This window comes from Acidobacteriota bacterium, from assembly GCA_016713675.1.
In the GTDB taxonomy this organism is placed as follows: domain Bacteria; phylum Acidobacteriota; class Blastocatellia; order Pyrinomonadales; family Pyrinomonadaceae; genus OLB17.
In genome coordinates this window covers 314,957-341,107 of sequence record JADJOS010000005.1, presented here as the reverse complement: position 1 = coordinate 341,107, position 26,151 = coordinate 314,957, and the positions used below count along the sequence as shown (strand labels likewise).

The 26,151-nt window shown below is 51.8% G+C and carries 22 protein-coding genes; 10 read left to right on the top strand and 12 right to left on the bottom strand.

Annotation, left to right across the window (positions count from 1 at the left end; translation table 11 throughout):
- Nucleotide 1: 1 nt before the first annotated feature.
- From IPK01_18400 to IPK01_18385, 4 genes are all read right to left on the bottom strand, one after another.
- Nucleotides 2–421, bottom strand: coding sequence for a hypothetical protein (locus IPK01_18400; GenBank protein ID MBK7935402.1), 420 nt, complete (start codon nt 419–421; stop codon nt 2–4).
- 67 nt (nt 422–488) lie between these two features.
- Nucleotides 489–1,463: a signal recognition particle-docking protein FtsY gene (gene ftsY, locus IPK01_18395; protein MBK7935401.1), complete on the bottom strand. Its 975-nt coding sequence runs from the start codon at nt 1,461–1,463 to the stop codon at nt 489–491.
- Between the two features lie 96 nt (nt 1,464–1,559).
- Complete coding sequence (locus IPK01_18390) at nt 1,560–3,185, bottom strand: DUF4013 domain-containing protein (GenBank protein ID MBK7935400.1); 1,626 nt, start codon at nt 3,183–3,185, stop codon at nt 1,560–1,562.
- An 18-nt stretch (nt 3,186–3,203) separates the two neighbouring features.
- On the bottom strand, nt 3,204–4,916 hold the full coding sequence (locus IPK01_18385) for an HD domain-containing protein (GenBank protein ID MBK7935399.1): 1,713 nt from the start codon (nt 4,914–4,916) through the stop codon (nt 3,204–3,206).
- A gap of 240 nt (nt 4,917–5,156) precedes the next feature.
- Here IPK01_18385 and IPK01_18380 point away from each other — a divergent pair, with 240 nt between their 5' ends.
- A complete protein-coding gene (locus IPK01_18380; GenBank protein MBK7935398.1) occupies nt 5,157–5,864 on the top strand; it encodes a spermidine synthase in 708 nt (235 codons plus the stop codon).
- Here the strand turns inward: IPK01_18380 and IPK01_18375 are convergent.
- Genes IPK01_18375 through IPK01_18355 form a run of 5 tightly spaced genes read right to left on the bottom strand, consistent with a single transcriptional unit; the run spans nt 5,856 to nt 11,923 of the window.
- Entirely contained in the window at nt 5,856–6,743 is an 888-nt protein-coding gene (locus IPK01_18375) for a dienelactone hydrolase family protein (protein ID MBK7935397.1), read from the bottom strand. The genes IPK01_18380 and IPK01_18375 overlap by 9 nt on opposite strands.
- Nucleotides 6,744–6,766: 23 nt before the next feature.
- The gene (locus IPK01_18370; GenBank protein MBK7935396.1) at nt 6,767–8,422 is read right to left on the bottom strand and encodes a SpoIIE family protein phosphatase; all 1,656 of its coding nucleotides are present in this window, start codon (nt 8,420–8,422) and stop codon (nt 6,767–6,769) included.
- A 4-nt stretch (nt 8,423–8,426) separates the two neighbouring features.
- Entirely contained in the window at nt 8,427–8,942 is a 516-nt protein-coding gene (locus IPK01_18365) for an RDD family protein (GenBank protein MBK7935395.1), read from the bottom strand.
- Nucleotides 8,943–8,950: 8 nt separating this feature from the next.
- Nucleotides 8,951–11,563 carry a protein kinase gene (locus IPK01_18360; GenBank protein ID MBK7935394.1) on the bottom strand — a complete coding sequence of 871 codons (2,613 nt, stop codon included), beginning with the start codon at nt 11,561–11,563 and terminating at the stop codon, nt 8,951–8,953.
- 27 nt (nt 11,564–11,590) lie between these two features.
- Complete coding sequence (locus tag IPK01_18355) at nt 11,591–11,923, bottom strand: FHA domain-containing protein (protein ID MBK7935393.1); 333 nt, start codon at nt 11,921–11,923, stop codon at nt 11,591–11,593.
- 544 nt (nt 11,924–12,467) lie between these two features.
- Between IPK01_18355 and IPK01_18350 the strand changes: the two genes are divergently transcribed.
- From IPK01_18350 to IPK01_18310, 9 genes are all read left to right on the top strand, one after another.
- Nucleotides 12,468–14,009 (top strand): efflux RND transporter periplasmic adaptor subunit, encoded by a 1,542-nt coding sequence (locus tag IPK01_18350; protein ID MBK7935392.1) that lies wholly within the window; start codon nt 12,468–12,470, stop codon nt 14,007–14,009.
- Nucleotides 14,010–14,020: 11 nt separating this feature from the next.
- Nucleotides 14,021–14,767, top strand: coding sequence for an ABC transporter ATP-binding protein (locus IPK01_18345; protein MBK7935391.1), 747 nt, complete (start codon nt 14,021–14,023; stop codon nt 14,765–14,767).
- Nucleotides 14,767–15,468 (top strand): hypothetical protein, encoded by a 702-nt coding sequence (locus tag IPK01_18340; protein MBK7935390.1) that lies wholly within the window; start codon nt 14,767–14,769, stop codon nt 15,466–15,468. Before IPK01_18345 ends, IPK01_18340 begins: the two co-directional genes overlap by 1 nt.
- Nucleotides 15,469–15,508: 40 nt before the next feature.
- On the top strand, nt 15,509–16,762 hold the full coding sequence (locus IPK01_18335) for an ABC transporter permease (protein MBK7935389.1): 1,254 nt from the start codon (nt 15,509–15,511) through the stop codon (nt 16,760–16,762).
- Between the two features lie 15 nt (nt 16,763–16,777).
- Complete coding sequence (locus tag IPK01_18330) at nt 16,778–18,025, top strand: ABC transporter permease (GenBank protein MBK7935388.1); 1,248 nt, start codon at nt 16,778–16,780, stop codon at nt 18,023–18,025.
- Between the two features lie 70 nt (nt 18,026–18,095).
- Nucleotides 18,096–19,331, top strand: a complete 1,236-nt coding sequence (locus tag IPK01_18325) for an ABC transporter permease (GenBank protein MBK7935387.1) — start codon at nt 18,096–18,098, stop codon at nt 19,329–19,331.
- 4 nt (nt 19,332–19,335) lie between these two features.
- Complete coding sequence (locus tag IPK01_18320; GenBank protein ID MBK7935386.1) at nt 19,336–20,598, top strand: ABC transporter permease; 1,263 nt, start codon at nt 19,336–19,338, stop codon at nt 20,596–20,598.
- 95 nt (nt 20,599–20,693) lie between these two features.
- A complete protein-coding gene (locus tag IPK01_18315; GenBank protein ID MBK7935385.1) occupies nt 20,694–21,935 on the top strand; it encodes an ABC transporter permease in 1,242 nt (413 codons plus the stop codon).
- A gap of 1 nt (nt 21,936) precedes the next feature.
- The gene (locus IPK01_18310) at nt 21,937–23,196 is read left to right on the top strand and encodes an ABC transporter permease (GenBank protein MBK7935384.1); all 1,260 of its coding nucleotides are present in this window, start codon (nt 21,937–21,939) and stop codon (nt 23,194–23,196) included.
- Nucleotides 23,197–23,204: 8 nt separating this feature from the next.
- On the opposite strand, the gene IPK01_18305 is transcribed toward IPK01_18310, so the two are convergent.
- From IPK01_18305 to IPK01_18295, 3 genes are all read right to left on the bottom strand, one after another.
- Complete coding sequence (locus IPK01_18305) at nt 23,205–24,017, bottom strand: YIP1 family protein (protein ID MBK7935383.1); 813 nt, start codon at nt 24,015–24,017, stop codon at nt 23,205–23,207.
- A gap of 124 nt (nt 24,018–24,141) precedes the next feature.
- The gene (locus IPK01_18300; GenBank protein ID MBK7935382.1) at nt 24,142–25,122 is read right to left on the bottom strand and encodes a dipeptide ABC transporter ATP-binding protein; all 981 of its coding nucleotides are present in this window, start codon (nt 25,120–25,122) and stop codon (nt 24,142–24,144) included.
- Nucleotides 25,123–26,148 (bottom strand): ABC transporter ATP-binding protein, encoded by a 1,026-nt coding sequence (locus IPK01_18295; GenBank protein ID MBK7935381.1) that lies wholly within the window; start codon nt 26,146–26,148, stop codon nt 25,123–25,125. It lies immediately after the preceding gene.
- Nucleotides 26,149–26,151: the final 3 nt, after the last annotated feature.

Sequence of the window (26,151 nt, the reverse complement as noted above, 5' to 3'; positions counted from 1 at the left end):
ATCATCGCTTTTCCTTTCGATCGCGGATGTCCGGCTGCAGCTCGATGCGCTTAAGTGATACCGGATCAGGAGAATTCGAATACACGATATATCGCTGGCCTTCCGAAAATGCGATTCCGCAAAGGCAGCAAACATTGGCCGATTCCACCTCGACAAACTCTGCCGACGGGCCCTTCCATGACCGTTCGACCTTGAACTTGGCGATCCTTTTTACGGGGACATCGTTTATTTTATCGTCAGAGAACCGAATAGAAACAACCGTTCCAACGAAGATCGCCGTTGCATCAACTTTCGACTTGGAAACCTGAGATTTTAGCGTCTCGCCGGGCGGAGGAACAACGCACGAACAGGCGGAAGCGATCTGTGACGACCCAAAAAACACGGCAAGTACAAAGAGTGCGATCAGTGAATATTTTTTCATGATTCTCCTAATTGAAAAGCCCATTAACATAACTCTCGGGATCGAAGATCATCAGATCATCGACCTGTTAACCAATGCCGACGTAGCGGATCGGGGGTTTCAATTCCTTGGCGATGGCGACCGCGATCCCGCCTTTGGCAGTGCCGTCGAGCTTGGTCAGAACAATGCCGGTCACGTCGGCGGTCTTCATGAACTGACGTGCCTGTTCGAGTCCATTTTGGCCGGTGACCGCGTCGATCACGAGCAAGGTCTCATGCGGTGCACCTGCGACCTCGCGCGATGAGATACGTTTCATCTTTTCAAGCTCCGCCATTAGATTCGCCTTGTTGTGCAGGCGTCCTGCGGTATCGACGATCAATACGTCGCTGCTGCGCGCCTTTGCTGCAGCGAGAGCGTCGAACAGCACCGCTGCAGGGTCGGTTCCCTGCTTTTGCTGTACGATCTGCACACCCGCTCGGTCGGCCCAGATCTCAAGCTGATCACTGGCGGCAGCTCTAAATGTATCAGCCGCACATATAAGGACGTCATTACCCTCATTTTTGATTCGCTGCGCAAGTTTACCGATCGTGGTGGTCTTGCCTACGCCGTTCACACCGACGACCATCAGCACGTAAGGTTTGATGGATTCATCTATGCTGCGTTCATCCGCGACGCCTCTTTCGGTCGAATGATGAAGTATATCCAGCAGTTCCTGTTTCATGGCTGACTTCAGAGCCGCCAGATCACCGATCTCCTGCCTCGACACACCCCGACGGATCGCATCCAGAACCTGCATCGTCGTAGCCACGCCTATATCGGTCGAGATAAGCATCTCCTCGAGTTCGTCAAGCAGCTGATCGTCGATCTGTTTGCGGCCCTCGAATATCGTATCGAGCCGATTGTTGATCGAATGCCGGGTCTTCTCGATCGCTTTTGAAAAGCGGACGCCGATCTCGCGTTCGACGGCCTCCTCCTGAGCCTTAAGCTCTTCGACCGATTTGTCCAGCCCAAGCACCGAACTCGAAAATGTATCTTCCTTCTTCCTACGCCAAAAAAACGCCATAAATTTAGCCTTACCATCACCTTAGCAAACTACAGAGTATAAAAAAATACCGCACGTTATGCCAACGTGCGGTAATTACGGATCTTGATCAACGATCTAAGACGGAAGTGCTAACTTATGAGCATTCTTGTACAGAGCGAAACCGATCATGCATGAGAACACCACTGAAAAATAGAATCCAAACAATGCTCCTATCGCCTTTGCCGGAACATTCCCTACGCCCGGCATATCGAAAGCACTGAGTATTGAACCGATGACGCTGCCAACAAAAGCTGACATTATGGCGAGCAGCAGGCCGAACGCGAGGATCTTGATGTAATCGGACCCAAGCCGTTTGATCGTATCGAAACCGACCGATGGATTGAGCGTTGCCGCAAACGAACGTGTGTATCCCGCAACGATATTCGCCGCAGGAAAATAGAAGAGCCCCCAAAGTAAACAAATACCGCTGAGCAGTAGGAACAGCGCTCCATATCCGAGTATCTGCCGTAACAAATCGGACTGTTCCTTGGCGACCGTATCGGGCGCTTTTCCGATAGTCGATTCGAGCTGTGCCTTTCGGCTTTCCTGGATCATGTTATTGATCCTTTCAAATTCCGCTTCGTCCGGATCGACGCCTGCAGCACGGGCGGTCGTTTCCGGGCCAGGGTCTTGACCGCTTTCGAACGCAGCGACCCGTTTGTTTTGTATTTCTGCCTGTTTATTGAGGAGCTCCTTTACCTGCTGCGATTGATTTGCGGCCTTTGAGGCGTACGGAAGGTCCGGAACGACCGTTTTGGCGGCGTCCTCCTGCATTGGATTCATCTCTTTGCTGACATTGCCTACGATCATGAATACGGCAAAAAGAAAAACGGCGATCAGCGGGCCGAAGGAAACAACATAGACGCCGATGCTCAAGAAAAACGGATGAACAACATCATCCCAAAGTGAGAAATCATCGAACGACGGCATAAAATTAAGGCCGATCTTTCCTTGAGAAAAGTTTTCGACAGTGTTGGCAAGTACGCCGAAGGTCAAAGTATTGGCCATCAGCATGCACATCAACCCCGAACCAAGCATGAATATTCCGCCAAATCCCATTGAGCCCTGTCCGATGGCAAAGATCGCGTACATGACCGCACCCATGATCAGGCTTGATTTGAATTTGAACGGATAACCCAAAGCCGATACGAAATCGGCGACCCCAAACCCTTCGCCTAATGGTGCCGCACGTGAGAATTGTGGGGAATGGTCGGGAACGGCGGCTTGAGCCACCGGCTTGCACATCGCTCCGCAGAAAGGGCAGATCTTAACGGTCCCTCCATAGGAATTGGGACAAACTTTGCAGAATCGGTTAGCACAAGTGTCGCAGACGAACGCCGCCGGAACATCGCTGTGCATCGCGCATACGTCCGCGCCCGTAGAGTGGTTCTGTGCGGGCACACTGATCTCGGATTCAACGTTGATGGGATTCTGCGTCGAATTACCCGCCAGCTGCGAAGGTGCAAGCAGCGTCGCTGTAATAACAGGTGCGACCGGTTGGCCATGGTCTTTCGCATTAAATACCGAAATGAGTGAAGGCACCTTTCCGGCCTCGATCCAGCGAAGATTGCCCTTACGTACCTTATCGGTCCGGCCAAGCATGCCATTATCTATCCACGAGGTCATTTCGGCAAAATTTGTGTCACAAACCATGCCGTTTGCCTCGACCTGCCAGGTTTCTTGTGTATTTTCGGAGTTCATACGCAAACCAAAAGCCCGTTAGGCAACAAGCTTTATTTGACTTTGGGAATCATTTTCAGCTGCGCGGATCGCGGCCAGCTGCCTAACGATCCCGTTGGCTACTTCTCCGTCAGCACAGGCGTCCACAAGGGCCTCGACCACTTCGTGCTGATAACGCGTGCCAACAAAACTTCGCAGCCGCTCCAATGCAGGCTGCAATTCCATTCCTTTCGAGTACGGACGGTCGATCGTCATTGCATCGAAAGTATCAGCAACGGAAATGATCTTTGCCTGCATCGGAATCTGGTCACCGGTCAAGCCCTGCGGATAACCCTGGCCGTTGACCATTTCATGGTGCATATACATGCCCGGCAGGAAGTCTTTCATTGCCGGTATCTGCGACATGATCTTATAGCCGCGCTGCGGGTGTGTTTTCATGATCTCGTATTCGGCATCGGTCAGTGCCGCGGGCTTCTTGAGAATGGCGTCGTCGATGGCGATCTTACCGATGTCGTGGAGCAGCGCGCTCATGCGAAGGGTATCGAGCTCTTCTTCGCCCATTCCCAGGCGTTTGCCCATGGCGACCGAAATGCGGGCGACCCGTTCGCTGTGTCCGCGTGTGTACTTGTCCTTGCCGTCGATCGCTGCCGCGAGGGCCTTCACCGTACCGACAAAGAGTTCCCTGTTCTCGGCGGCCGCTTTTGCGAGATTGGCGATCTGTTCTTCGACCTTATCGGTCATGAAGTTGAATGATTCGCCCAGCGTGCCAAGTTCCGTGACGCTGCTCGTTTCAACTCTGGAAGAAAAATCGCCGGCGGCAATTAGTTTCGAGGCGTTCACAAGCCGCATCAGCGGCGCGGTCATATATCGTGAGCCAACAAGGCCAACGACAAGCGCTAATGCCGCAAACAGCATACTTATCAGCCATGTTTGATTCCGCATTTCGCCGACAGATGCAAGAGCGGTCTTTTCGTCCTGCATTGTGATCACGCCAAATTTATAGCCTTCGCTGATATTAGCTGTCGAATATGCCCCTATCATGTCATGCGATACACCATTGAAACTTGCCTTGAACGGAACTAGCGCAGACTGAACCTGGGTTCCCGATTCGAGCCATTCTTGTACGATCTTGAGATCGATCATCGACTCTCGTGTTGAGGCAAGTTCGGGATCGGGATGAAAGATTGTCGAGCCGCTCGCGTCAACAACGAACACAATGGGCAAGCCCCCTTTCCAGAGGTCCTCTTCTTTGGTTGCGGCAAGTCCGACAACGCTTTGGGACACGCCCTGAAGCGAGGCGATAGCAACGATCGTTGCGGCCTTAGCACCGCCGACAAAAACGTCGCTCGAAAAGGTCATCACGACAATACCGCTTGGCTCGATCTTCCGGGGTTGTCCAACGGACAGCCTGCCGATACGCGGTAGGGCCGAAGCCTCTGCTGAAATCGTATCGACGTCAACACGCGTCAGCCCCTCGGGTCGAAATACGGAGAGAGGCTCAGTGCCTTCCGGTTTTAGATCGAGAGCGAGAAGATCGGGATTGTCCTTTAGGATCCCGGCGAGTTTTGACTCTGTTTGAGCAGAAGAGATAACAGCGGTATTATTTGAGAGTTCGAGTGCCATCGCCAGGCCGGAGACCACGGAAGCAAAACGCTTTCCGAACATCTCGATCTGACGTGCTTTGTCCTGAACGAGTTGGATCTGATACCGATTTTCCGAGGCACGCAGTTCGCGTCCACTCTTGTCCGACAAAACCAGCCCGTAAGCACAAGCGGAATCAAGCCAACCGCCAAAAGAGTGACGACGACGAATAAGATCAGACTTATTTTTTTGGGCACAAAAGGCATCGGCGGGAAGGCGCAAGGGAAACACCAGGTTCTATTTTAGGCTATAGGGTGCGGGTTGGTCAACAAGTTTTAACGCGACGGTTTAACAGCAGGGGATTGGTTGTGAACAAGCGGAGTCTTCTGCATTCCGACAGTAAAGGTCACCATGAGTATCGAAGAACTTGGTTATCAAAAAACTCCGCTCGGCGACCTTACGCTTCGACGCAGGACAGAACCGCGTATTCAGAACCGAGAGGTTTTTGAGGTAAAGCTCGGGGATGAGTATTTAATGTCAAGCCTATTTACAGAAAGCGAGAGGCAGCTCGCGGTCCTCGGCCTGGCTCCGCTCGAAAACGATCTCGACGTTGTGATCGGCGGCCTCGGCCTTGGCTACACAGCCGTCGAGGCACTAAAAAGTGATCGTGTCATTCGTCTTTTGGTATTAGATCTTTTTCAGGCAGTGATCGATTGGCACAATATGGGCCTGGTACCCAATGGACAAATGCTCACTAAAGACCCTAGATGCGAGCTCCGCCAAGGCGATTTCTTCGGGTTGGCCCGCGTTGGTTTCGACGCCAATGACCAACATCGAAAATTCGACGCGATCCTTTTGGATATCGACCATTCACCCGAACATTATCTCGATCCAGGCAACGAGAACTTTTACTCGACGGAAGGACTGTCCGCAGTAAAATCGCAACTTAAGCCCAACGGCGTGTTCGCGCTTTGGTCGAACGACCCTGTCAATGATGACTTTACTTCACATCTAAGTTCTGTATTCGAAACGGCAGCTGCACAAAACATCGAATTTCCAAATCCGTATTCGGGTTCAACGTCTGTCAATTCTGTTTACGTCGCCCGATCGTCATTTTAGATGCTTTTTGAAGAATGCGAGTGTGCGTTCCCACGCTAGTTTGGCTGCTTCGGCGTCGTAGCGTGGTGTGGTGTCGTTGTGAAAGCCGTGCTGTTTGCCTTCGTACATGTAGCTCTCGAACTTCCTCTTGTTCTCTTTGAGGGCGGCCTCATACGCGGCGATACCGGCGTTGACGCCTTGGTCGTTGCTGGCATATTGAAACGACAACGGTGCAATGATCTTCGGCACGTCAGCGACTCCGGCCTGTCGACCATAAAAGGCAACCCCTGCGTTAAGATCGCGACCTAAGCGTACAGCGAGTTGGTTGACCATGCCGCCGCCGAAGCAGAAACCTACCGCTCCCAATTTGCGTTTGCTGTCCGGACGATTCTTCAGCCACATAGCAGCAGCTACAAAATCCTCAGTCATCTTCTTTCCGTCAACCGTGCGAAAAAGGGCCACGCCCTTCTGCTCGTCACCGGGGTAGCCGCCGACCGAGGTCAATCCGTCAGGAGCGAACGCCAGATATCCGGCCTTTGCCAAGCGGCGTGTGACGTCTTCGATGTAAGGATTAAGACCGCGATTCTCGTGAATGACCAGCACTGCAGGAAATCTCTTGCCTTTAGCAGGTTTGGCGAGGTAACCCTTGATCGAGCCGTTGCCGGCCTGAGATTGTACGGTCTCATAACCGACTTTAATATCCTTGTCGGCCGGGGGTACCGTTTGTGCCCACGCGAAGTTCGGCGTGAGGCTTTCAAAGATCGCGGCGGCCGTAAGTCCGCCGACGGCGAACTTTCCGAGGCTGTTCAAGAATGAACGCCGGTCCATATCACCGTGCTGATATTCATGAAAAAGATCTAATAACTCCTGTGGATATTCGTCCGCGGTCTTTCGCTCCATTTGATCTCCCCTTGTTAGTTAATTCAAATCCTTTTAACGATGACGAGCGTGATGTCGTCGTTTGGTGCGGCCGTACCGGTGAATTCAGACAATGCCGATTCGACTTTGTCACGTATGCCGGATGCGGATCGTCCTACGTTCGCACTGATCACAGCTGTCAGTCGGCCCATACCAAATTCATCTTCATTGATATTGTTCGCTTCGGAAACGCCGTCGGAGTATATTACAAGAACATCTCCCGGACCGAGTCCTGCCGTCCCGACCTCATATTCGGCAAACGGCATGATCCCAAGCGGTAATCCACCCGACGCAAGTTGTTCGATGGTGCCGTCGGCCCGACCGATAAGCGGCGGATTGTGACCGGCGTTGATGAATTTGAGTCCGCCTGAGGCTGCATCGAGTTCCGCAGTGAACAATGTGATAAAGCGATTTGCCGGCGTATTTTCGGTTAGATACTTGTTGATCGACACGACCATGTCCTCGAGCGGCGTCTTTGCGGCTACCTGAGCGTTCATCTCGGCATGAAGACTGGACATCAACAAGGCGGCCTCAGTTCCCTTTCCGGAAACATCGCCGAGAGCAACCATCATTTTCCCGTCGTGGCGCGGAAGAAAATCGTAATAATCGCCGCCGATCTCGTAACAAGAGAATGAGATCCCCTGAAACTCGTAACCGTCGACCGTAGGCGGGCCGGCCGGCTGAAAACGCTGCTGGATCTCGGTCGCGAGTTCGAGTTCGCGTTCCATTCGTTCGCGGTTCAACCGTTCGTCCATCAAGCTTGCGTTTTCGACACGAATCGATGCGACCGATGCAAGAGTCGTCAGGATATCGAGATGTTCTTCCTTGAAAGTCGATTCGTAAGTCGGCGAATCTGCGTAGATCAGACCAAAGACATTGCGTTCGTCAACACTGAGCGGTACGGCAAGTACAGAACGGATCCCTTGGAGCACGATCGTCTGGCTCGCAAAACGGGGATCATGTTGGGCATCTGACGTCAGAACGGCCTTCCCATTTTCAACCACTTCCGTCATCACGTTGCGACTGATACGGACCTCGTCAGGTATTTCGTCCTTGCCGCGGACGCGGGCTACCTTGATCTGCATCCCGCCGTCGGATTTTTCATCGCGAAGCATAATCACAACGCGTTCCGCGGGGACAGCCTCAAATACGAGGGACGCGACTTGATTCAGAGTATCGTCCAACCCGGTGGCCGACAGAAGCGTAACACCCACCTTGCTGATCAGCCCGAGCAGGTCGGTGCGGCTGGAAAATTGCGAATCCAAGATCTCGGTCGTTGGATTTCTGCGGCCGGTAAGTGCAATTGTGGTCGACGGGTCGAGTGCATTGGTGTCCGCGAAGAGTGTTGCACTAATATTTCGCGGAACAGTTCGTTCGTCCTCAAAGCGCAGTACGGTTTCCCCGATCTGTATTTCTCCGCCATTAAGAAGAACGGTGGGAACGGTCACGATGCTGCCGTTGTATCTCGTACCATTCGCCGAACCTAGATCGTGCAGCCAGAACGCATCTCCTTCCTTTCTTACCTCTGCATGCAAGCGAGACGCGAATGCATCCGGAATACATACATCGCTCCGTGCAGAACGGCCAATAGTCGTACGCAGCCGAGATAACGGCACCGAGTATTCGGGCTGGCCTGATTGTCTGATTAACAGTTGTGCCATAATACTAAATTGAGACAGTGCGGCGAGTCGCACGGACAGTGACGGTACCGGTCAAAAAATCGTGAAGCGTACGGCCGCTGCCATTCAACGCACTTATAAGGAACCCAAGTCCGAATGTCGCGACCGTCAACGCATATCCCAGCGTTTGTCTTACGATCAATGCTCCAAAGCCCGCGGGTGTTCCATCGATTCGCAGTATCCGAATACCTGTAAGCATTTTGCCGACCGACTGTCCCCGAAACAGCGGCAGCAATACGACATTCGCACCGGCAAGCAGAAAGGCGAGGAGCCAGATGGTCCGATCTGCGAAAACTCCAAAGCCGGTATGGCCAACCATTCTCTCGGACAAGAGCCCGGTCAAGGGCAAGATCAAAAGAACGATATAGTCGATCAGAGCCGAGCCCAACCTCAATAAAAATGGCGGCTGAAAATCCGTTGGAACGAGAGTTGAGATCAACTCATTGTGATTGTTTTCCTTTTCCGTCGACTCCAAATCGGTAAGTGAACGCGTTGCTTGCATAAAGTGGCCTATCCGACGATAAATTGTAATGTTGTGTCACCGATGCGGATACGGTCGCCGCTGGCAAGGGGATGTGGTTGATGCGGCAATAATCGCAGCGTGTCACTAACCTTTGTAAGTAGAATTGTCCCGTTCGAGGACCCAAGGTCCTCGACCAGATAGTTGTTGCCGTCGCGCCATATTTTTGCATGACGACGAGAGATCTTTGTCTGCGGATCATATTTAGAAAGGTCGACTTCAGGAAAAATATTCGACATCGGATCGCGACGGCCCACCAGATTCTCGTTCTTCTCAAGGCCATAGGCCGGTGCCGAAAGGTCGCTGGTGCCCTCGATAACGAGGCGAGCTGTCCCGATCGAATGAGAATATACTTCGCGATGTACGCCATGCTGAGCTAGCGGTTGTTTGGAGCCGCAGAATGCACAGAACATATCGGTCGCAACGATGCGTTGTCCGCAAAATCCACAAAACACGATCTGATGCTGCAAACTAACCGATTGCGGCACCTCGGTGACACCGAACGTTACTTGGCCGGCAGCCAGGTTTTCAAGATGCGAAGCAAGTGCGAGCTTCATTTCAGCAGCTGAAGCAAACCTGGCGTCGGCGTTATATTCGACGGCACGCATCAATATCCGTTCGATCTGATCCGAAAGCTGCGGGTTGATCTGCCGCGGGCGAGGGTTCTTTTGAAAATCAAAGATCAATAGCGGATTATTTTGCGGATCCGCACCCGTAAGCAGATGAAACATCGTCGAGCCGAGGCTGTAGATGTCCGAACGCGGCTCGACATTGCCGCTGAAAAGTTCGGGCGGAGCATAACCCATCGTGCCGACCGCGGTAACACCTTTCTCCTGATTCTGATTGATCGAGCGAGCGATACCAAAGTCGATAAGCATGATCCGGCCCGACTTGCCGTCGATCATCACATTGGAAGGCTTAAGATCACGGTAGACGATCTTCGTAGGAAGATTATGCAGATAATCAAGTACATCTATGATCTGAAGTGCCCAATCGGTGACCGTTCGTTCATCAATTCGGCCCTCCGGCGTAGAGCGCAGTTTCCCGGCAAGGTCACCTCCGGAGATATACTTCATCACCAGATAGAACCGGCCCTCCTGTGAATCGAAGAAATAATCGTAGATCGTCGGGATCGAAGGATGGTCAAGCGTAGAAAGGATCATCGATTCCCGCTTGAAATCGTCGATCGCCTTTTCTTGCTGTTCTTCCTCAATATGAGCCTGCACCATTTCCTTGACGGCACGTTCGACGCCGCCAAGATTGTTGTCAAAAGCGAGATAGACCGCACCCATTCCGCCGCCGCCGATCTTTCGCTTGATAAGATAGCGGTCATTTAAGACTGTTCCCTCGGCAAGCGGTTTAAGTCCTGACCTGCGTCCATCGGTGTCGCCGGACCCGATATTCGGCGTTGTCCCGCCATTTGGATCAGCATCGGAAAGGCCGTCACCCGTAACTGAAACAGCGTGCTGAAGGGGTTCGTCTGTCACGGCAACGGGCAGTTCCTGATCTTCAGAACTTTCAATTGTCTGTTCTGCAGCGATTTCGGCCTCCTCGGGAATGCCCGTTTCGGCGGACGCAGCTAGAACGGGCTCCGCATCCAATGATGGATCCGCCGAATCGTCTTGCGATCCAGCTTCGTCAATAGGCAGAGCAGCTTGTTGGACCGGCGAGTCGATAGTCAGATCCTTCTCAATTTGTACAGCGGATGTATCAGTCTCGATCAGCTCCGATGGATCCGACTCAATTTCGGTTCCGGTTCCGGGGCCGTCTTTATAGTCAGCTTGATCCTCATTGGTGTCCGCAGATTCGGCATCAGCAATCTCGTCGAGAGTGCTTTCGTCTGTTGCCGCAGTCGAGCCTTCGATTTCATTATTCACAAGCAACATCGGAGTCGGTACGTCGTCGGTCGGAACAGCAATTTCTTCGATCGTCGGCGACTGAGGGTCATTGAGGGGATCGTCAGACCCGCTGTCAGACATGTTCTCACCCGATTCCGAATCACTGATCGGTCCTTCGTCAAGAGACTTGATATCGCCTTCCGGCGGGCCTTCGATTTCGGATTCCGCTTCATCAGGCAGTTCGTCAGGATCGAATTCAGGATCTTGGGTAGGTTTTGACAGAATTTCGCTAATTTCGTCAGGATTTGGTGGGGAAAACCTTCCTGATATTGAACCTATCGACCCGGTCAACCGTTGAGCGATGAGGGGAGTTTCCATTTCTTCGATCGGAGCGGACACCGTCGAATCGAGCTCCTTTGGCAAAACTTCGACATCGACTGACGATTCCGTGTCTGATAGCTCCGCCGGGGCATCCGATACTAGGTCGTCAACTGCGGACTCGTCTAATTCATCGTCGATCTTTGTCGGGTCGGCAGCCGACGACTGCTCTATTTTTGAGGACTTGTCGGGTTCAAAGATTGTTAATTCGGCATTAACGTTTCCGGACTCCTCGGCCGAGGGTGGCGGCGGAATTACGATCGTGCTCGAAAACGCATCATCATTGGAAGATTCGTCGATGATCGCAGCCTTCAGCGTGATGCCGCAGTACGGGCAAAATATGTCGAGATCCCCGACTTCAGAGTCGCATTCGTGACAGTGTTTCATTTCGTGAAGAGATAATCCCTTACCGTACTAATTTGATATATGAAAGCGTAAAAACGTTTTTCCGACAATGATCTCGTCTCCGTCGTTCAGCGTCTGTGCCATACCGGGCAAAAGCCGGCGGCCCCGGTTAACGTAGGTTCCATTCGTCGACCCGAGATCTTCTATCGCGTAAACGCCATTTTCCATTCGGACACGTGCATGACGACGCGAGACCTTGGCTTCAGGATCGTGCGAGTCAAGATCAACATCAGGAAAGACGCCGTTGTCAGCATCCCAGCGTCCGATTATTGATTCTGTGCCGACCAACCTGAACTCCGAACCCGGTCCGTCACCCCGTTCAATAACCAGCTTCGCGTTCATGACCGAGTCAATTCCCTGTTGACTCGTTCGTACTTCGGGAACCGGATCAAGAACGCCGTTGAGCGGCGGAATTCCGACCGAGGTTACTTGTACGGATCGCTGCACCGGTGGTTCCGACGCGACCTCAAGCGGAGACGGCGTTTCGACTACCGGCGGCACATAAAGCGGTGCCTGAGCCGCATCTTGTTGAAAGCGAACGAGTTTGGTTCCGCACTCATCGCAATATTGCGATGTATCAAGGTTTCCCGTTCCGCAATTATGACACTTGATCATATTGTTCTGATTCCAATGAGATATTTCAAACGGTGACGTATTGACCAAAACGATATTTTAGCTTTTAATCAGCCGTTCGTAAATGCTAAATCTATGTGATTACTACGTCAATTCACATTGCATAGTTCTTGGGTTCGATTTCTCCACTCGATATCGCGGGAGATTTTTGAAACAATGGCAATAAGTCGGTCGTAGTAGCGGTTTGTTGATTTATTGATCAAACTCGCATTTTAACTGATTTCTAATATTCGTTGAGAGGAAAACGCAAATTATGGCACTAAGCCGCAAGAGCAAGATCATCATCGGAGCGTCCGTCGCTGCTCTTTTAGTTATTATCGTTGTCGCCAGCATTTTCGCGACCCGCACAGATACGCCAGAGGTGACCGTCGTCAAGGTCGAAAAACGAAAGGAGCTGCGGTCGACGGTGACGTCATCAGGCGAGGTCCGACCGATCCAATTCGTGAACCTGACGAGCGAAGTTCAGGGTAAGATCGAAGAGATCACAAAGAAAGAAGGCGATCCGGTGCAGAAGGGCGAGATACTCGTAAGACTCGATCCCGATCAACTTTCTTCAAATGCCGATGCTCAGCTTGCAGCCTTCCAAACCGCTCAGGAAGATATCCGTTCATCTCAATCGCAGGTGTCCGGGGCTCAAAACCAGCTTTCCCAGGCTCAGCAAGGACTGATGGCTTCCGACGCAGCCGTTACCTCGGCACGCCAGAACGTCGTAACTGCACAGACCGATGTCGATCGGGCCCAGGTTGACGTCAACACGGCTCAACGCGAGGTCAACCGTAACGCGCAACTGCTCGAATCGGGCGTTATTTCAAAACTCGAATACGATCAAAAGAAAGACGCACTTGAGACTGCACAGGTTGGGTTGAAAAATGCGCGAGCCCGCCTTGAATCAGCAAAGTTGGCTGTCAACGAATCGATCGCCCGTAGAAATCAGCAGGCCGTAGCGGTGAAGGATGCTAGGCGATCAGTTGAAACAGCAAACATTGCTGTGAACAGCAGTCAGTCGCGTGCGAACCAACAAGCGGCAGTACTTCGCGGCGGCAAGAACCAACGGGACAAGACCGTCGTTATTGCTCCGATCAACGGGGTAATTGCTGAGATCCCATCAAAGGTCGGAACTTTCGCGGTAGCCGGGCTTTCGACGACCGCGTTGATGACCATCGCCGACATGTCCACGGTAAACGTTGAAGTCAAGGTCGACGAAACATCTATTGACAAGGTCGAAGTAGGTCAAAAGGCCAAGATCAAGGTCGATGCCTTTGGCGATAAGGAAATTATCGGCGAGGTAATGCAGAAGACACCGCTCGCTGTCGGAAAATCGCAAACGAGCGGAGGACTTTCCACGAACATAAATGTTCAGGAAGCAAAAGAATTTCGCGTAGTTATACGCCTCAATGATCTCCCCGAAGATATTAAAAGCGGCCTCCGTCCGGGGATGAGCGCGACCGCTGAGATCACGACAAAGACCGTAGCGGATGCGATCGCTGTCCCGCTGCAGGCTGTGATCGAAAAGAAGCCTGACGCGTCGCCCTCGCCCACAATACAGGGAGATGCACAGGCAATGCCCATGGACAAGCCGAAGCCGATCACGGGTGTATATGTACTTGACGGAAATAAAGCGAAATTCCGCGAAGTAACCACGGGGATCATCGGTGAATCAGATCGTGAGATCCTGACCGGTCTCGAGGTCGGTGATGAAGTAATAACCGGGCCAAGTCGAGTGTTAAATACCTTAAAAGAAGGCGCGGTCGTTAAGCGGCAGGTCAAGAAAGAGGGCGAGAACGCCAATAAGTAATGTACAGGTTTATGGACGAAGAAAACGAAAACGGAACATCTGCCGAACAGGCGGTGCCCGCTGCACCGAAAGAAGATGCGCTCATCCTTATGAAGAACATCTGGAAAACATACCAGATGGGCACCGAAGAGCTGCACGCTTTGCGGGACGTTTCGTTCGAGGTCAAGAAAAACGAATACCTTGCGATCATTGGACCTTCGGGTTCGGGCAAATCGACCTTGATGAATCTCATTGGCTGTCTCGATTCGCCGACCAAAGGCGATTATTGGATCAATGGTCATCTTGTTTCCGATATGACCGATGATGAACTCGCCCGCATTCGGAACAAGGAAGTTGGCTTCGTTTTCCAGACATTCAACCTATTATCCCGTGCCACTGCCTTGCATAACGTCGAATTGCCGCTTATTTACGCAGGAATGCGGGCTGGGGAACGCCATGATAAGGCTCAGGCGGCTCTCGCTTCCGTCGAACTCGGCGACCGCGTCATGCATCGCCCCAATGAGCTTTCAGGCGGCCAGCGGCAACGAGTGGCGATCGCCCGAGCTCTGGTAAATCACCCTTCGATCCTACTTGCCGATGAACCGACGGGTGCTCTCGATTCAAAGACCAGCGTTGAGATCATGCACCTCTTTGAAAAATTGCACGAAGAAGGAAATACCATTATTCTGGTTACTCATGAACCCGAAGTCGCTGAACGGGCTCACCGCGTGATCACCATTCGCGACGGACGCATCGAAAGCGACGAACGCATCAAGTAATGGAATCTTTTCCTCCGTATATTTCGATAGCATTCATGCTGACCACGTTTATGTGTGTCGGCATTCTTTTTTATGCGATAAAGACGTCTGTTCTTAATACGGCTGCTGCAAAGATCACTGTTTTTTGCATCGGATTTTGGCTGTTATTCACGGCAATTCTGGCAAGAGGAGGTTTTTATGAATTCACCGGATCATTTCCGCCGCGAGTTGTCTTATTCGGCGTCCTTCCGGCTAATTTATTTATCTTGTCTCTGTTTCTTTTTGCAAGGCTGTCATTCATAGAAAACCTGCCGCTTCGCACGCTGACTTTTTTGCACATTGTTCGAATTCCGGTTGAGATAGTATTGCTTTGGCTTTTTCAAACGAAATATATACCGCAGGTCATGACGTTCGATGGTATCAACTTTGACATCATCTCCGGGATCACTGCCCCCATCGTCTGTTTGATCGCTTTTCGGAAGGGTTCGATAAATCGGCCGTTACTGATCGTTTGGAATATTTGTGCGCTTGTATTGCTCGCCATCATCGTGATCACAGCTGTTCTGGCATTCCCGTCCCAAATGCAGCAGATCGCTTTCGATCAGCCAAACCGGGCGATAATGTTCTTCCCTCTAATTTGGCTTCCCACGGTCATAGTTCCGATCGTTCTCTTCTCACACCTAGCTAGTCTTTGGAAACTCATCTTGCGCCGTGATAATTGACACTTACAAATCTAGTGGCGTTTCGTATACTTGATAGATAATGGGCATGCTTGCCACATTTCGTGTTGTAAACGAGTCCTTTCGCCTGGCTCTATTGAGTCTACGGGCAAACAAACTTCGCACGCTCCTCACACTGCTCGGCGTCATAGTCGGCGTCACTTCCGTAATATCGGTCATCACCATAATAAGCGGCCTGGATGCGACTGTCGCAACAGCATTTTCCTCACAGGGCTCGACGGTTTTCAGCGTTGCAAAGCGTCCGCTTGTTATCACGTCGCGCGAGGACATGATCAAATTCAATCGACGCAAGGAAGTAACGAAGGACGATGCCGAGGTGATCCAGCGGCTTTGCCGTACATGCAGCAGCGTGGGTACCGCCCTGAATGGCGCTGGTTTGGTCAAGTTTCGGGAAAATAAGTCCGAAGGCGTCAGCATCCGGGGAGTATCGCCTACGATGTTCGAGATCGAGAATACTACGATCCAATCCGGCCGCCGTTGGACTGACCAGGAAGCTGTTGGCGGGCAAAATGTTTGCGTGATCGGTTATGACCTGCTCGAAAATATATTCAACGGCCGCTCTTCCGACTCTGTTATCGGTGAAGAGATCCGAGTTGACGGCATTCCGTTCGAGATACTTGGTGTGGCGACTCCGTTCGGCAAAGTGCTTGGATTTTCACGCGATAATTTTGTCTATATCCCATTTCAGGCGAGCCAGAGGATCTATGGATCACGCAGTTCGATCACCATCCATGTCAAGGTAGCCGATTCAGATGCATTTGAGAACGCTCAGGACGAAGTCCGGGCGATAATGCGAAACCGCCGAGGCAAGACCACGTCTGACGAAGAGGACGGCTTTTCACTCGAATCTCAAGACGCATTTTTGTCGATCTACAGCAGTGCTACCTCCGGAATCTATGCTGCGACGATCGCCGTGGCGGCTGTTTCCCTTGTGGTCGGCGGGATCGTTGTTATGAATATTATGCTCGTCTCTGTTACTGAACGAACCAAGGAGATCGGATTACGAAAGGCAGTCGGAGCCCGGCAGCGGGACATTTTGCTACAGTTTTTGATCGAAGCAGTTTCGGTCACAGTCCTTGGAGGCTTTATCGGGATAATCGTGGGTTACGGATTGGCCTTCATATTGTCGCTGGCAATGGGTTTTCCGGTGTCTATCCGCGCCGAATCAGCGATTATGGGCATCGGCGTTTCGCTGGTCGTCGGGATAATAAGCGGGCTCTATCCGGCAATGAGGGCTGCTCAACTGGATCCGATCGACGCAATGAGGAATGAGTAAATTGTTGGTTACAAAATGTTGAATCGCGACTCAATCAGAGAATCGGCCGTAATGGCATTCGACACGCTGTTCGAGAACAAACTTCGTTCGGCTCTCACGATCCTCGGTGTAACCGTCGGTGTCGTCACGATCCTTGCCATGGTTTCGATCATTCAGGGGCTCAATCGGGCATTCTCAGAACAGATCGAATCGCTCGGCTCAAACACCATCTTCGTTGCAAAGTTTGACGCTAGTTTTGGCAAGCCGCCGGGACAAGAAGAGCGTCAGCGGAAAGAACTCACGATCGAAGATGCGGACGCGATCAGGAACGAGGTCCCCACAGCCGTCGGAGTTTCGCCTATGCAGCGGCAACTGTCGGTGACGATCCGCTACAACGAAAAGCAATCAGATACACCCATTCTGCTCGGCGTTACCCCATATTACGAGTTCACACAATCACAATACGTCGATTACGGCCGGTTTATCATCGACAGCGATATTCGTGACAGGACTAACGTCGTTGTTTTGGGACGAGATCTCGTCAAGGCACTTTATCCCGGAGGCGAAGATCCGATCGGTTCGGAGGTAAAGATCGATGGGACGCCGTTTCACGTAGTGGGCGTGATGAGCCTGCTCGGCTCATTCTTTGGCCAATCTCGCGATAATATAGCGTTTATTCCGCTCACGACTACACAGAAATACTATCCGCGTCTTGAGCAGCCGCAGAGCGTTTTCGTGATCATCATAAGGCCTTTAACACGAGCCGACGTCAAGCAGACCATAGACGGGGCCCGCGACGTACTTCGTCTCCGCCGAGAAGTTAAGTTTGGAGAGAAGGATAATTTTGGGATCTCTTCGCAGGATGCTCTGCTTGATATCTATAACCAGCTCACCGGAGCGACCTATCTCGTTTTGACCGCGATCTCGGCCGTTGCACTAATGATCGGAGGCATTGGCGTGATGAACATCATGCTTGTCTCGGTCACAGAACGGACAAAGGAGATCGGTATTCGCAAAGCCGTCGGTGCCACACGCGGCAGCATTCTCTCTCAGTTTCTTATCGAGGCCGTTGTTCTGACCGCGATCGGCGGAACATTGGGTGTTGCGATCGGAGAAGTGCTCAGCCTGCTCATCAATGCATATTCGCCTCTTCCCGCCTATATTCCCGTGTGGGCGATCCTCCTGGGAGTCCTTGCTTCGGCGGGTATTGGCGTCGTGTTTGGCGTCTTTCCGGCTTGGAAAGCTGCAAACCTCGACCCGATCGAAGCTTTAAGATTCGAATAGATCTCAACGATCAAAACTATTGCTTACTTTCGCTCGTATTACGCAGTTACTTTGGGTAACCTGAACAAGGATGAACTTTGCCGAAACATTAAAACTTGCATTTGCCGCGATCTGGGCTCATAAGCTGCGGTCGTTCCTGACATTGCTGGGAATGATCATCGGCGTTACGGCGTTTATGATCGTATTGTCGTTGCTTCAGGGCTTCAGTTCCTATGTTGATGAGAAACTCGCCGGGATCGGAACAAATTCGTTCACAGTCCGGCGATTCAGTTTCGATGATTTCAAGGACACGGACACTATCGCCGCCGCTCAAAGGAGAAATAAGGAACTAACCTTTGACGAAATGGATTTCATCCGCGAACGTGCCCAACTCGTCGGTTTGGTCGGCGCTAAGGCCGGCGGCAATTCTCGTGAGGTTCGAGGCGGCGGGCAGACCATCAGTTCTGTTCAGATCAACGGGGCCGAGCCGATCATTGCGGTAATTGACAAGCTCGATATCGCGGAAGGGCGCTATTTTTCCGAACCCGAAAACAACAATGCCACTCGTGTCGCATATATCGGGATGGATGTTGCCAAAAAGCTGTTTCCATCCGGCAGTGCAGTGGGTGAGGAACTTACGATCTCTGGAATCCCCTATCGCATCATTGGTGTCCAGACCGCCAAAGGCACTGTGTTTGGCCAGCCGCAGGACAATTTTATCACGTTGCCGATCAAAACCTTCGGGGCTGCATTTGGTGGACTGACGCGACAGCGTGCACCTTATTTCGTCGTTACGGCCAAGGACGATAAGAAGTTTGCGGAGGCTGTCGAAGAAGTTCGCACCCTGATGCGGATCAAACGAAAGATACCTTTCGGCGAGAAAGATACGTTTGGGATCTTGACGCCGGACGCAATTCAAAATTTGATCGGCGGCGTTACCAAGCCGATCGGCATTGTCATCTTGATCGTTCCGTCAATTGCGCTGCTTGTCGGCGGCATCGTGATCATGAATATCATGTTGGTGGCCGTGACCGAACGAACACGTGAGATCGGCATAAGAAAGAGTCTCGGTGCGAGGCAATCCGATATTTTAAAGCAATTTTTATATGAGTCCGCGACTCTTTCGGCCCTGGGTGGGATAATTGGGCTGATATTAGCGGAAATTGCCGGAATAATAGTTACTGCTGTCTTTTTTCAGACCAGGATCTCTCTTTTGGCCGCCTTCTTTGCCATCGCGTTTTCGGCCATTGTCGGGGCCGTTGCAGGACTTTATCCGGCGTGGAAAGCGGCTCGCCTTGATCCCATTGAAGCATTGAGGGCTGATTGATCAAATGAAACTCGTAACAAGTTCATTTCTAGAGAATTTCAAAATGGCGATCGACACGCTTCGCACCAGTAAGATGCGCTCGTTTCTGACCATTTTTGGCGTCGTCATTGGTGTTGTTACCGTGATGGCGATCTCCTCGATGATCAGCGGTATCAAGATAGCGGTCGAGAAACAGGTAGAATCATTCGGCACCAGATCGATCTTCCTTTATAAACAAGATATCGGCATTCGCACCTCCGCCCCGACGCGCGAAGAGCGAATGCGAAAACCGCTAACGATGGCCGACGCAGAGGCGATCGGAGCTCTCAAGACGATCGAATTGGCAGTGCCGTACCTCGATATTTCGAATAATTTCTTCGGCCAAAAGATCAATGTAACCGGCAAGAACGGTAAAACTTCGTCGTCTGTCCAGTTGAGCGGAACGATGCCTGAGGCGGAAAAAGCTCCCGGCGAGGTGCTTGTTGATGGCCGCTGGTTCACTCAGTCCGAACACGACGCAAAGGCAAATGTCTGCATCATTGGCGATTCCGTTCGCGATGCATATTCACCCTATTCGTCGCCCCTTGGCGAAACCTTGGATATCGGAGGAACCGAATTCCGTATAATAGGTGTGCTTCAAAAACGTGAGCAGCTCTTCGGCGGTGGAGGCGGAAATAACGATCAGTCCAATACCATCTACATGCCGATGGGGGCGGCACTCAAATTGAAGCCAAATGCCGACGATCTCTTTCTATTGGCCATCGCCCGTGAAGGTCAACTTGAAAAAGCCAAAGATGACGTGCAGGATCTGTTGCGAATTAGGCGTCAGGTTCCCTTCGGTGCAAAGAACAATTTCGCCATGGAAACGGCCGCCAGCCTTATCGATCAGTTTGCCGCGATATCGAACGGCGTGTTCATTGCAATGATCGTGATATCCTCTGTCGGTCTCATGATCGGTGGCATTGGCGTGATGAATATCATGCTCGTATCAGTTACCGAACGAACGCGGGAGATCGGTATTAGAAAGGCGATCGGAGCAAAACAGAAGGATATACTGATGCAGTTTTTGATAGAGGCTGCGACCCTTACCGGGTTCGGCGGGCTGCTCGGCTTATTGATCGGCTGGCTTATATCGCTGCTTATACGGATTGTGTTCCCGTCTTATGTGCCTTGGTGGGCACCGCCAATGGGCTTTGGTGCGAGCGTATTGATCGGTCTTATATTCGGGCTGTTCCCGGCGTGGAAAGCAGCCCGATTAGATCCGATCGAATCATTGCGATATGAATGATCCGGCCTCACGCCGATCCATTTACCTCACAAGTGTGCGTTATATCACTGATTTCAGACTCGCTAGTGATAATATGCGCTTTGGAAGGTGGAATCATGGGAATGCGAGCCGGCGATACGGTGAAATTAGCTCTGACCGAAGTCCGAACACACCCGTTGCGCTCTTTCCTTACGCTCCTCGGGATGATCATTGGAATGACCGCGTTCATGGTCGTTCTTTCCCTTCTTCAAGGATTCAATTCTTACGTCGACGAAAAGATCGCCGGGATCGGCTCAAATTCATTCACTATCTCACGTTTCAGTTTTGCGGATTTTGGGAACAGCGATGCAATGGCCGCTGCCCGTCGACGCAACAAAGAACTTGATCTCGATGAACTTGAGTTTATCCGCAGAAATGCTCGGTTGGTCGAAATGATCGGAGCCAAGGCGGGCGGTGTTGTGCGGGAGATTCGATACAAAGAAGATGTTCTGTCGGATATTTCCATCACTGGCGTTGAGCCCATAGTAGGTGAGATCGAGCTCGTTAACGTTGCAGAAGGTCGGTATTTTCTGAGCGTCGATGATGAGAATGGCCTTCGTGTGGCGTTTATCGGTGCGGATATTCAAACAGCGCTATTCCCCCGAGGCGATGCGGTGGGCAGCGATATCTACATCGCTGGCATTCCATATAAGATTATAGGTGTTCAGGTCGCGAAAGGCAGCGTTTTCGGACAATCACAGGATAACTTCGTTCTTTTGCCGCTAAAGACCTTTTCGACCGCGTTTGGCGGGATCAAATTCAGTCGGGCTCCGTCTTTTGTTGGAACGCCAGCCCGTTCAACAAGTATGGACCTGGCGGTTGACGAGGTACGCACGCTTCTTAGAATAAAGCGAAAATTGGGGTCGGATGAGAAGGATAATTTTGGGATCAGTACGCCCGAAGCCATCAGCGGCGTGAGGCAAAGCATCTTCGGCTCCATCTCGATCGCAATACTCGTGGTTCCGGCCATCGCTCTGCTTGTCGGTGCGATCGTGATCATGAACATCATGCTCGTTGCCGTTACCGAAAGAACAAAAGAAATTGGTATTCGCAAGGCCGTCGGGGCCCGACAAAAGGATATCTTGCGTCAGTTTCTGATCGAGTCCGCTGCCCTTTCCTCGATCGGCGGCGTTATCGGGCTCATTCTCGCTTATCTAATTGGCCTGGTGATAACGCGTCTCGTGTTTCCGACAAAAATACCTTGGTGGTCAGTTGTTGTATCGATCGGCGTTTCCGGAGCTGTCGGGATTATCGCTGGACTATTCCCTGCTCGCAAGGCTGCGAAACTCCATCCTATCGAAGCGATGAGATTTGAATAGTATGAAACCCACTACCTCAAAATTCATTGAGAATTTCAAGATGGCGTGGGACACGCTGCGCGGCAACAAGCTTCGGTCGGCCTTAACAATTCTCGGTGTTGTCATTGGAGTTGTTACCGTGATGCTTATTTCTTCCATAATAAGCGGGATCGAGGTCGCAGTCGAAGATCAGGTCAAATCGTTCGGCACACGTTCGGTCTTTATTTATAAGATGACGCCCGGCCCGCGAACAGCCCGCCCGACACAGGATGAACGAACCAGGCCCAATTTGACGTATGACGATGCAATGGCGCTTCGTATGCTTTCCGAGCTTGAGACGGCTGTGCCTCAGCTAAACGTATCGAGCGGGCCTATGGGAGGCGAGACGATCGTTTCCGCGCAAGGCGTTCAGTCGTCGAATATTAATATCGTAGGCACACTACCTGAGATCCAGGCGGCCGGAACAGAAGAATTAATTGAAGGGCGTTGGTTCACGCGGTCCGAAAATGACTTAAAAATAGATGTCTGTTTGCTCGGCAACAGCGCAAAGGAGACTTTCTTTCCTAAAGAATCTCCACTTGATCAAAAGATCGAGATCGCCGGGCGGCTATTTAGAGTTATCGGAGTACTTGAGAAAAAGGAACAGTTCCTCGGAGGCGGAGGTGGCCGCTCAGATCAGAGCAACGTGATATATATACCTTTCGAATCGTCAACTCGAATGAAACCGGGCTCGTCCGATGTGAACATAATGGCGATCGCTAAGGAAGGACGGCTGACCGAAGCCCAGGATCAGGTTGAGGATTTGCTGCGAATCCGCCGGAAAGTTGCATACGGCGAGCCGAACAATTTCGCACTCGCCACGGCAGACAGCATCATCGATCAATTTCAGTCGATAACGGCGGGGGTCGCACTTGCTATGGTCGTCGTGTCGTCGATAGGACTTATGATAGGCGGCATCGGCGTGATGAACATCATGCTGGTTTCTGTCACCGAGCGAACAAGGGAGATAGGTGTGCGAAAGGCACTTGGGGCAAGAAACGTAGATATTCTAGAGCAATTCCTGATCGAAGCTGCATCACTTACCGGCCTAGGCGGAATCGTAGGCCTTCTTCTCGGCTGGCTGCTTACACTTCTCGTCAGATTATTCCTGCCATCGTATGTGCCGCTCTGGGCACCGATCGCCGGTTTTGCCGCCAGTGTGGGTATAGGCATAATTTTCGGGCTGTTCCCGGCGTGGAAAGCAGCCCGATTGGATCCGATCGAATCATTGCGATATGAATGATACCTTTGTCAAAAGACCAGTGCCGCGACAACTTTGAAAGTGACACCAACCAGGGCAAGGATCAGTACGATCGCCCATGCGGCCCCTGACGAGATCTTCCCGATCTTTTGCAGACCGATCGCCGCAAAGACCCATCCGATAATTGCAAAAAGGTCGAGTGAACTTACAAGAGCCGTCAGGACGGGTTGAGCCTTGGCGTCAAGAAAGAATCCGGGATTAGCTTGTATCAAACCCTGCTGCGAACGCCCAATGTCTATGTCATCCGGATTCTTTAAGAACAACACGAGTAAGTTCGTAAGCGTGAAGAGAAGGGTTGCCGGAATTGACGAGTATATCCAGACCGCCAATCCTCGAAGGAAGGTCGCTGAGCCGCCCATCGCGTTCGCACCAAGCCAATAGAGAAGCCCGCCGATCAGAAAGACAATGATCATAACTATCGGTGTTGCGCCGTATGTTATGTATTTTGCGATCGGGCCTGCCTGTTGCTGAACGATGGTATCCTTTGCTTCCTTGGAGAGGTCGGAAGTGCGCGAACTTGATTCGATTCGACTGCGAACGATCGTTTCGAGGCCGATCTTCTCGACAAAAGCGATCTGGAACACCGAGAACAGTAACACAAGAAGCAGTCCCCCAAGAATGAACCTTGGTTTCCGGCGCAGATCCTCAAACGTGTTCCCCGGCTCGATGAAAATATTGGCTATCGTACCAATCTCAGACATTTGCGCAGTTTCGCCATCGGTTGCCGTGATCTTTTCCGGCGGAGGCGGTGTCTGCCATTCAGGCGGCGGAGCCTGCGACCCGGATGTATTCTCTTCACTCATAGACGTTCTCCTTTGTTTCTGAATTCAAAGTACGGTCAAAATAATACTGCCGATCAAGAGGTGCTTTCGTTGATTACAAACACTATACGTCTTCTAAATACAGTACGTTTCAAATAAATAGAAGCTATTCCCCGATACGTATGCACGCGGCAAAATGACCTGGGGTTATCTCTCTGAGTTCCGGGTCCACCCTTGAGCATTCTTCGATCGCGATCGGGCAACGAGTCCGGAACCGGCAGCCCGACGGCGGATTTATCGGCGTCGGCACGTCGCCCGTTAGAACAATTCGGTCACGTTTATGCTTTGGATCGGGGATCGGAATGGCCGAAAGGAGAGCTTTTGTGTACGGGTGTTGAGGGTTTTCGTATAGTTCTGCGGCATCGCAGATCTCCACGATCTTGCCGAGATACATGACGGCCACGCGATCCGAAATATGTTCGACGACGGCCAATCCATGCGAGATAAACAAATATGTCAGGCCAAATTCGTCCTGGAGATCCTGTAACAGATTGACCACCTGTGCTTGAACTGAAACGTCTAGCGCCGAAACGGGTTCGTCGCAGATGATGAGCTTCGGATTTAAAGCCAACGCTCTTGCTATACCGATGCGCTGCCGCTGCCCGCCGGAGAATTCATGAGGATATCGATCGGCGTATTTCGGATCAAGCCCAACCTTTGCGAGCAAATCCTCTACCTTAGCATTCTGCTCAGCTTTCCCGCCGATCTTATGGATCTTCAACGGCTCCGAAACAATAGATCTGATACTCAAACGAGGATTAAGGCTCGCGTAAGGATCCTGAAAAATGATCTGCATCTCACGCCGGAGGCCCTGCATTTCATTATTTCCGAGCCCGATAATATTCTTGCCCTCGAACCAGACTTCTCCGCTTGTCGGTTCATGCAAGCGCAGCAAACACCGCCCGACGGTCGATTTCCCGCAACCCGACTCGCCAACCAGCCCGAGCGTCTCGCCCGCGATTATATCGAACGAGACATCATCGACCGCCTGGACGACATCGTCGCTGTTTTCCACCGGAAAATGCTTGACGAGGTCTTTGACCTGAACAAGGTACTCACTTTTAGCTTTTACGGCTGTTTCTGTCATCTATTGAGCGGCGGTAAGAGTACGTTCTTTCCCGATCTGAAATTTTAGCCTTTCGTCGTATAAAACACAGCGGACCTTTACGTCATTTCCGAGCGGAAGCAGCGGGATCTCACCCCTATTGCAAATATCCAAACGCTGCGAGCATCGCGGTGCAAAATGACAGCCGTTCGGCAGATTTGTCGGGCTCGGAACCGTTCCGTCGATCGTCTTAAGCCGTTCAGATTTTGTTGAGCCGATCTCAGTCAACTTCGGTACGGATCGCAGTAGACCTTTGGTGTAGGGATGTTTCGGATTCTCGAACAGCTCATCAACGCCCGATTCTTCGACGATCTTGCCGGTGTACATCACACAGACACGGTCGGCGACCTCAGCGACTACGCCGAGATCATGAGTGATGAGCAAAACAGCGAGCTTTCGGGTTCTGCGAAGTTCATCCAGTAGTTCAAGTATCTGTGCCTGAATCGTTACATCTAAGGCAGTTGTCGGCTCATCGGCGATGAGCAGTTCAGGGTCACACGCCAAGGCCATTGCGATCATTACACGCTGGCGCATACCGCCTGAAAGCTGGTGCGGATAGTCCTTTACGCGACGCTCGGGCGAAGGTATCGAAACCTCCTTCATCGCCTCGATCGCCGCCGCCCATGCCGCTTTTCGGTCAAGCTTTCGATGCAGCCGCAGAGCCTCAGCGATCTGCTCGCCGACCGTGAAAACAGGATTGAGCGAAGTCATCGGATCCTGAAAGATCATGGCAATGTCATTGCCGCGGATCTCCCTCAAACGCTCCGTCGCCGCCGTCGTCAGTTCTTCGCCTTTGAATTTGATCGAACCGCCTGATATCTTTCCCGGCTTTGAGATCAAACGCATTATCGACAGCGCCGTTATCGATTTTCCGCAGCCCGACTCGCCGACCAACCCCAGCAGTTCGCCCTCGCCGATGGTGAAACTTACACCGTCAACGGCTTTTACGAGTCCCGCACGGGTCGGGAACTGCGTTTGCAGATCTGTAACTTCCAGCAGCTCCGGCATGTG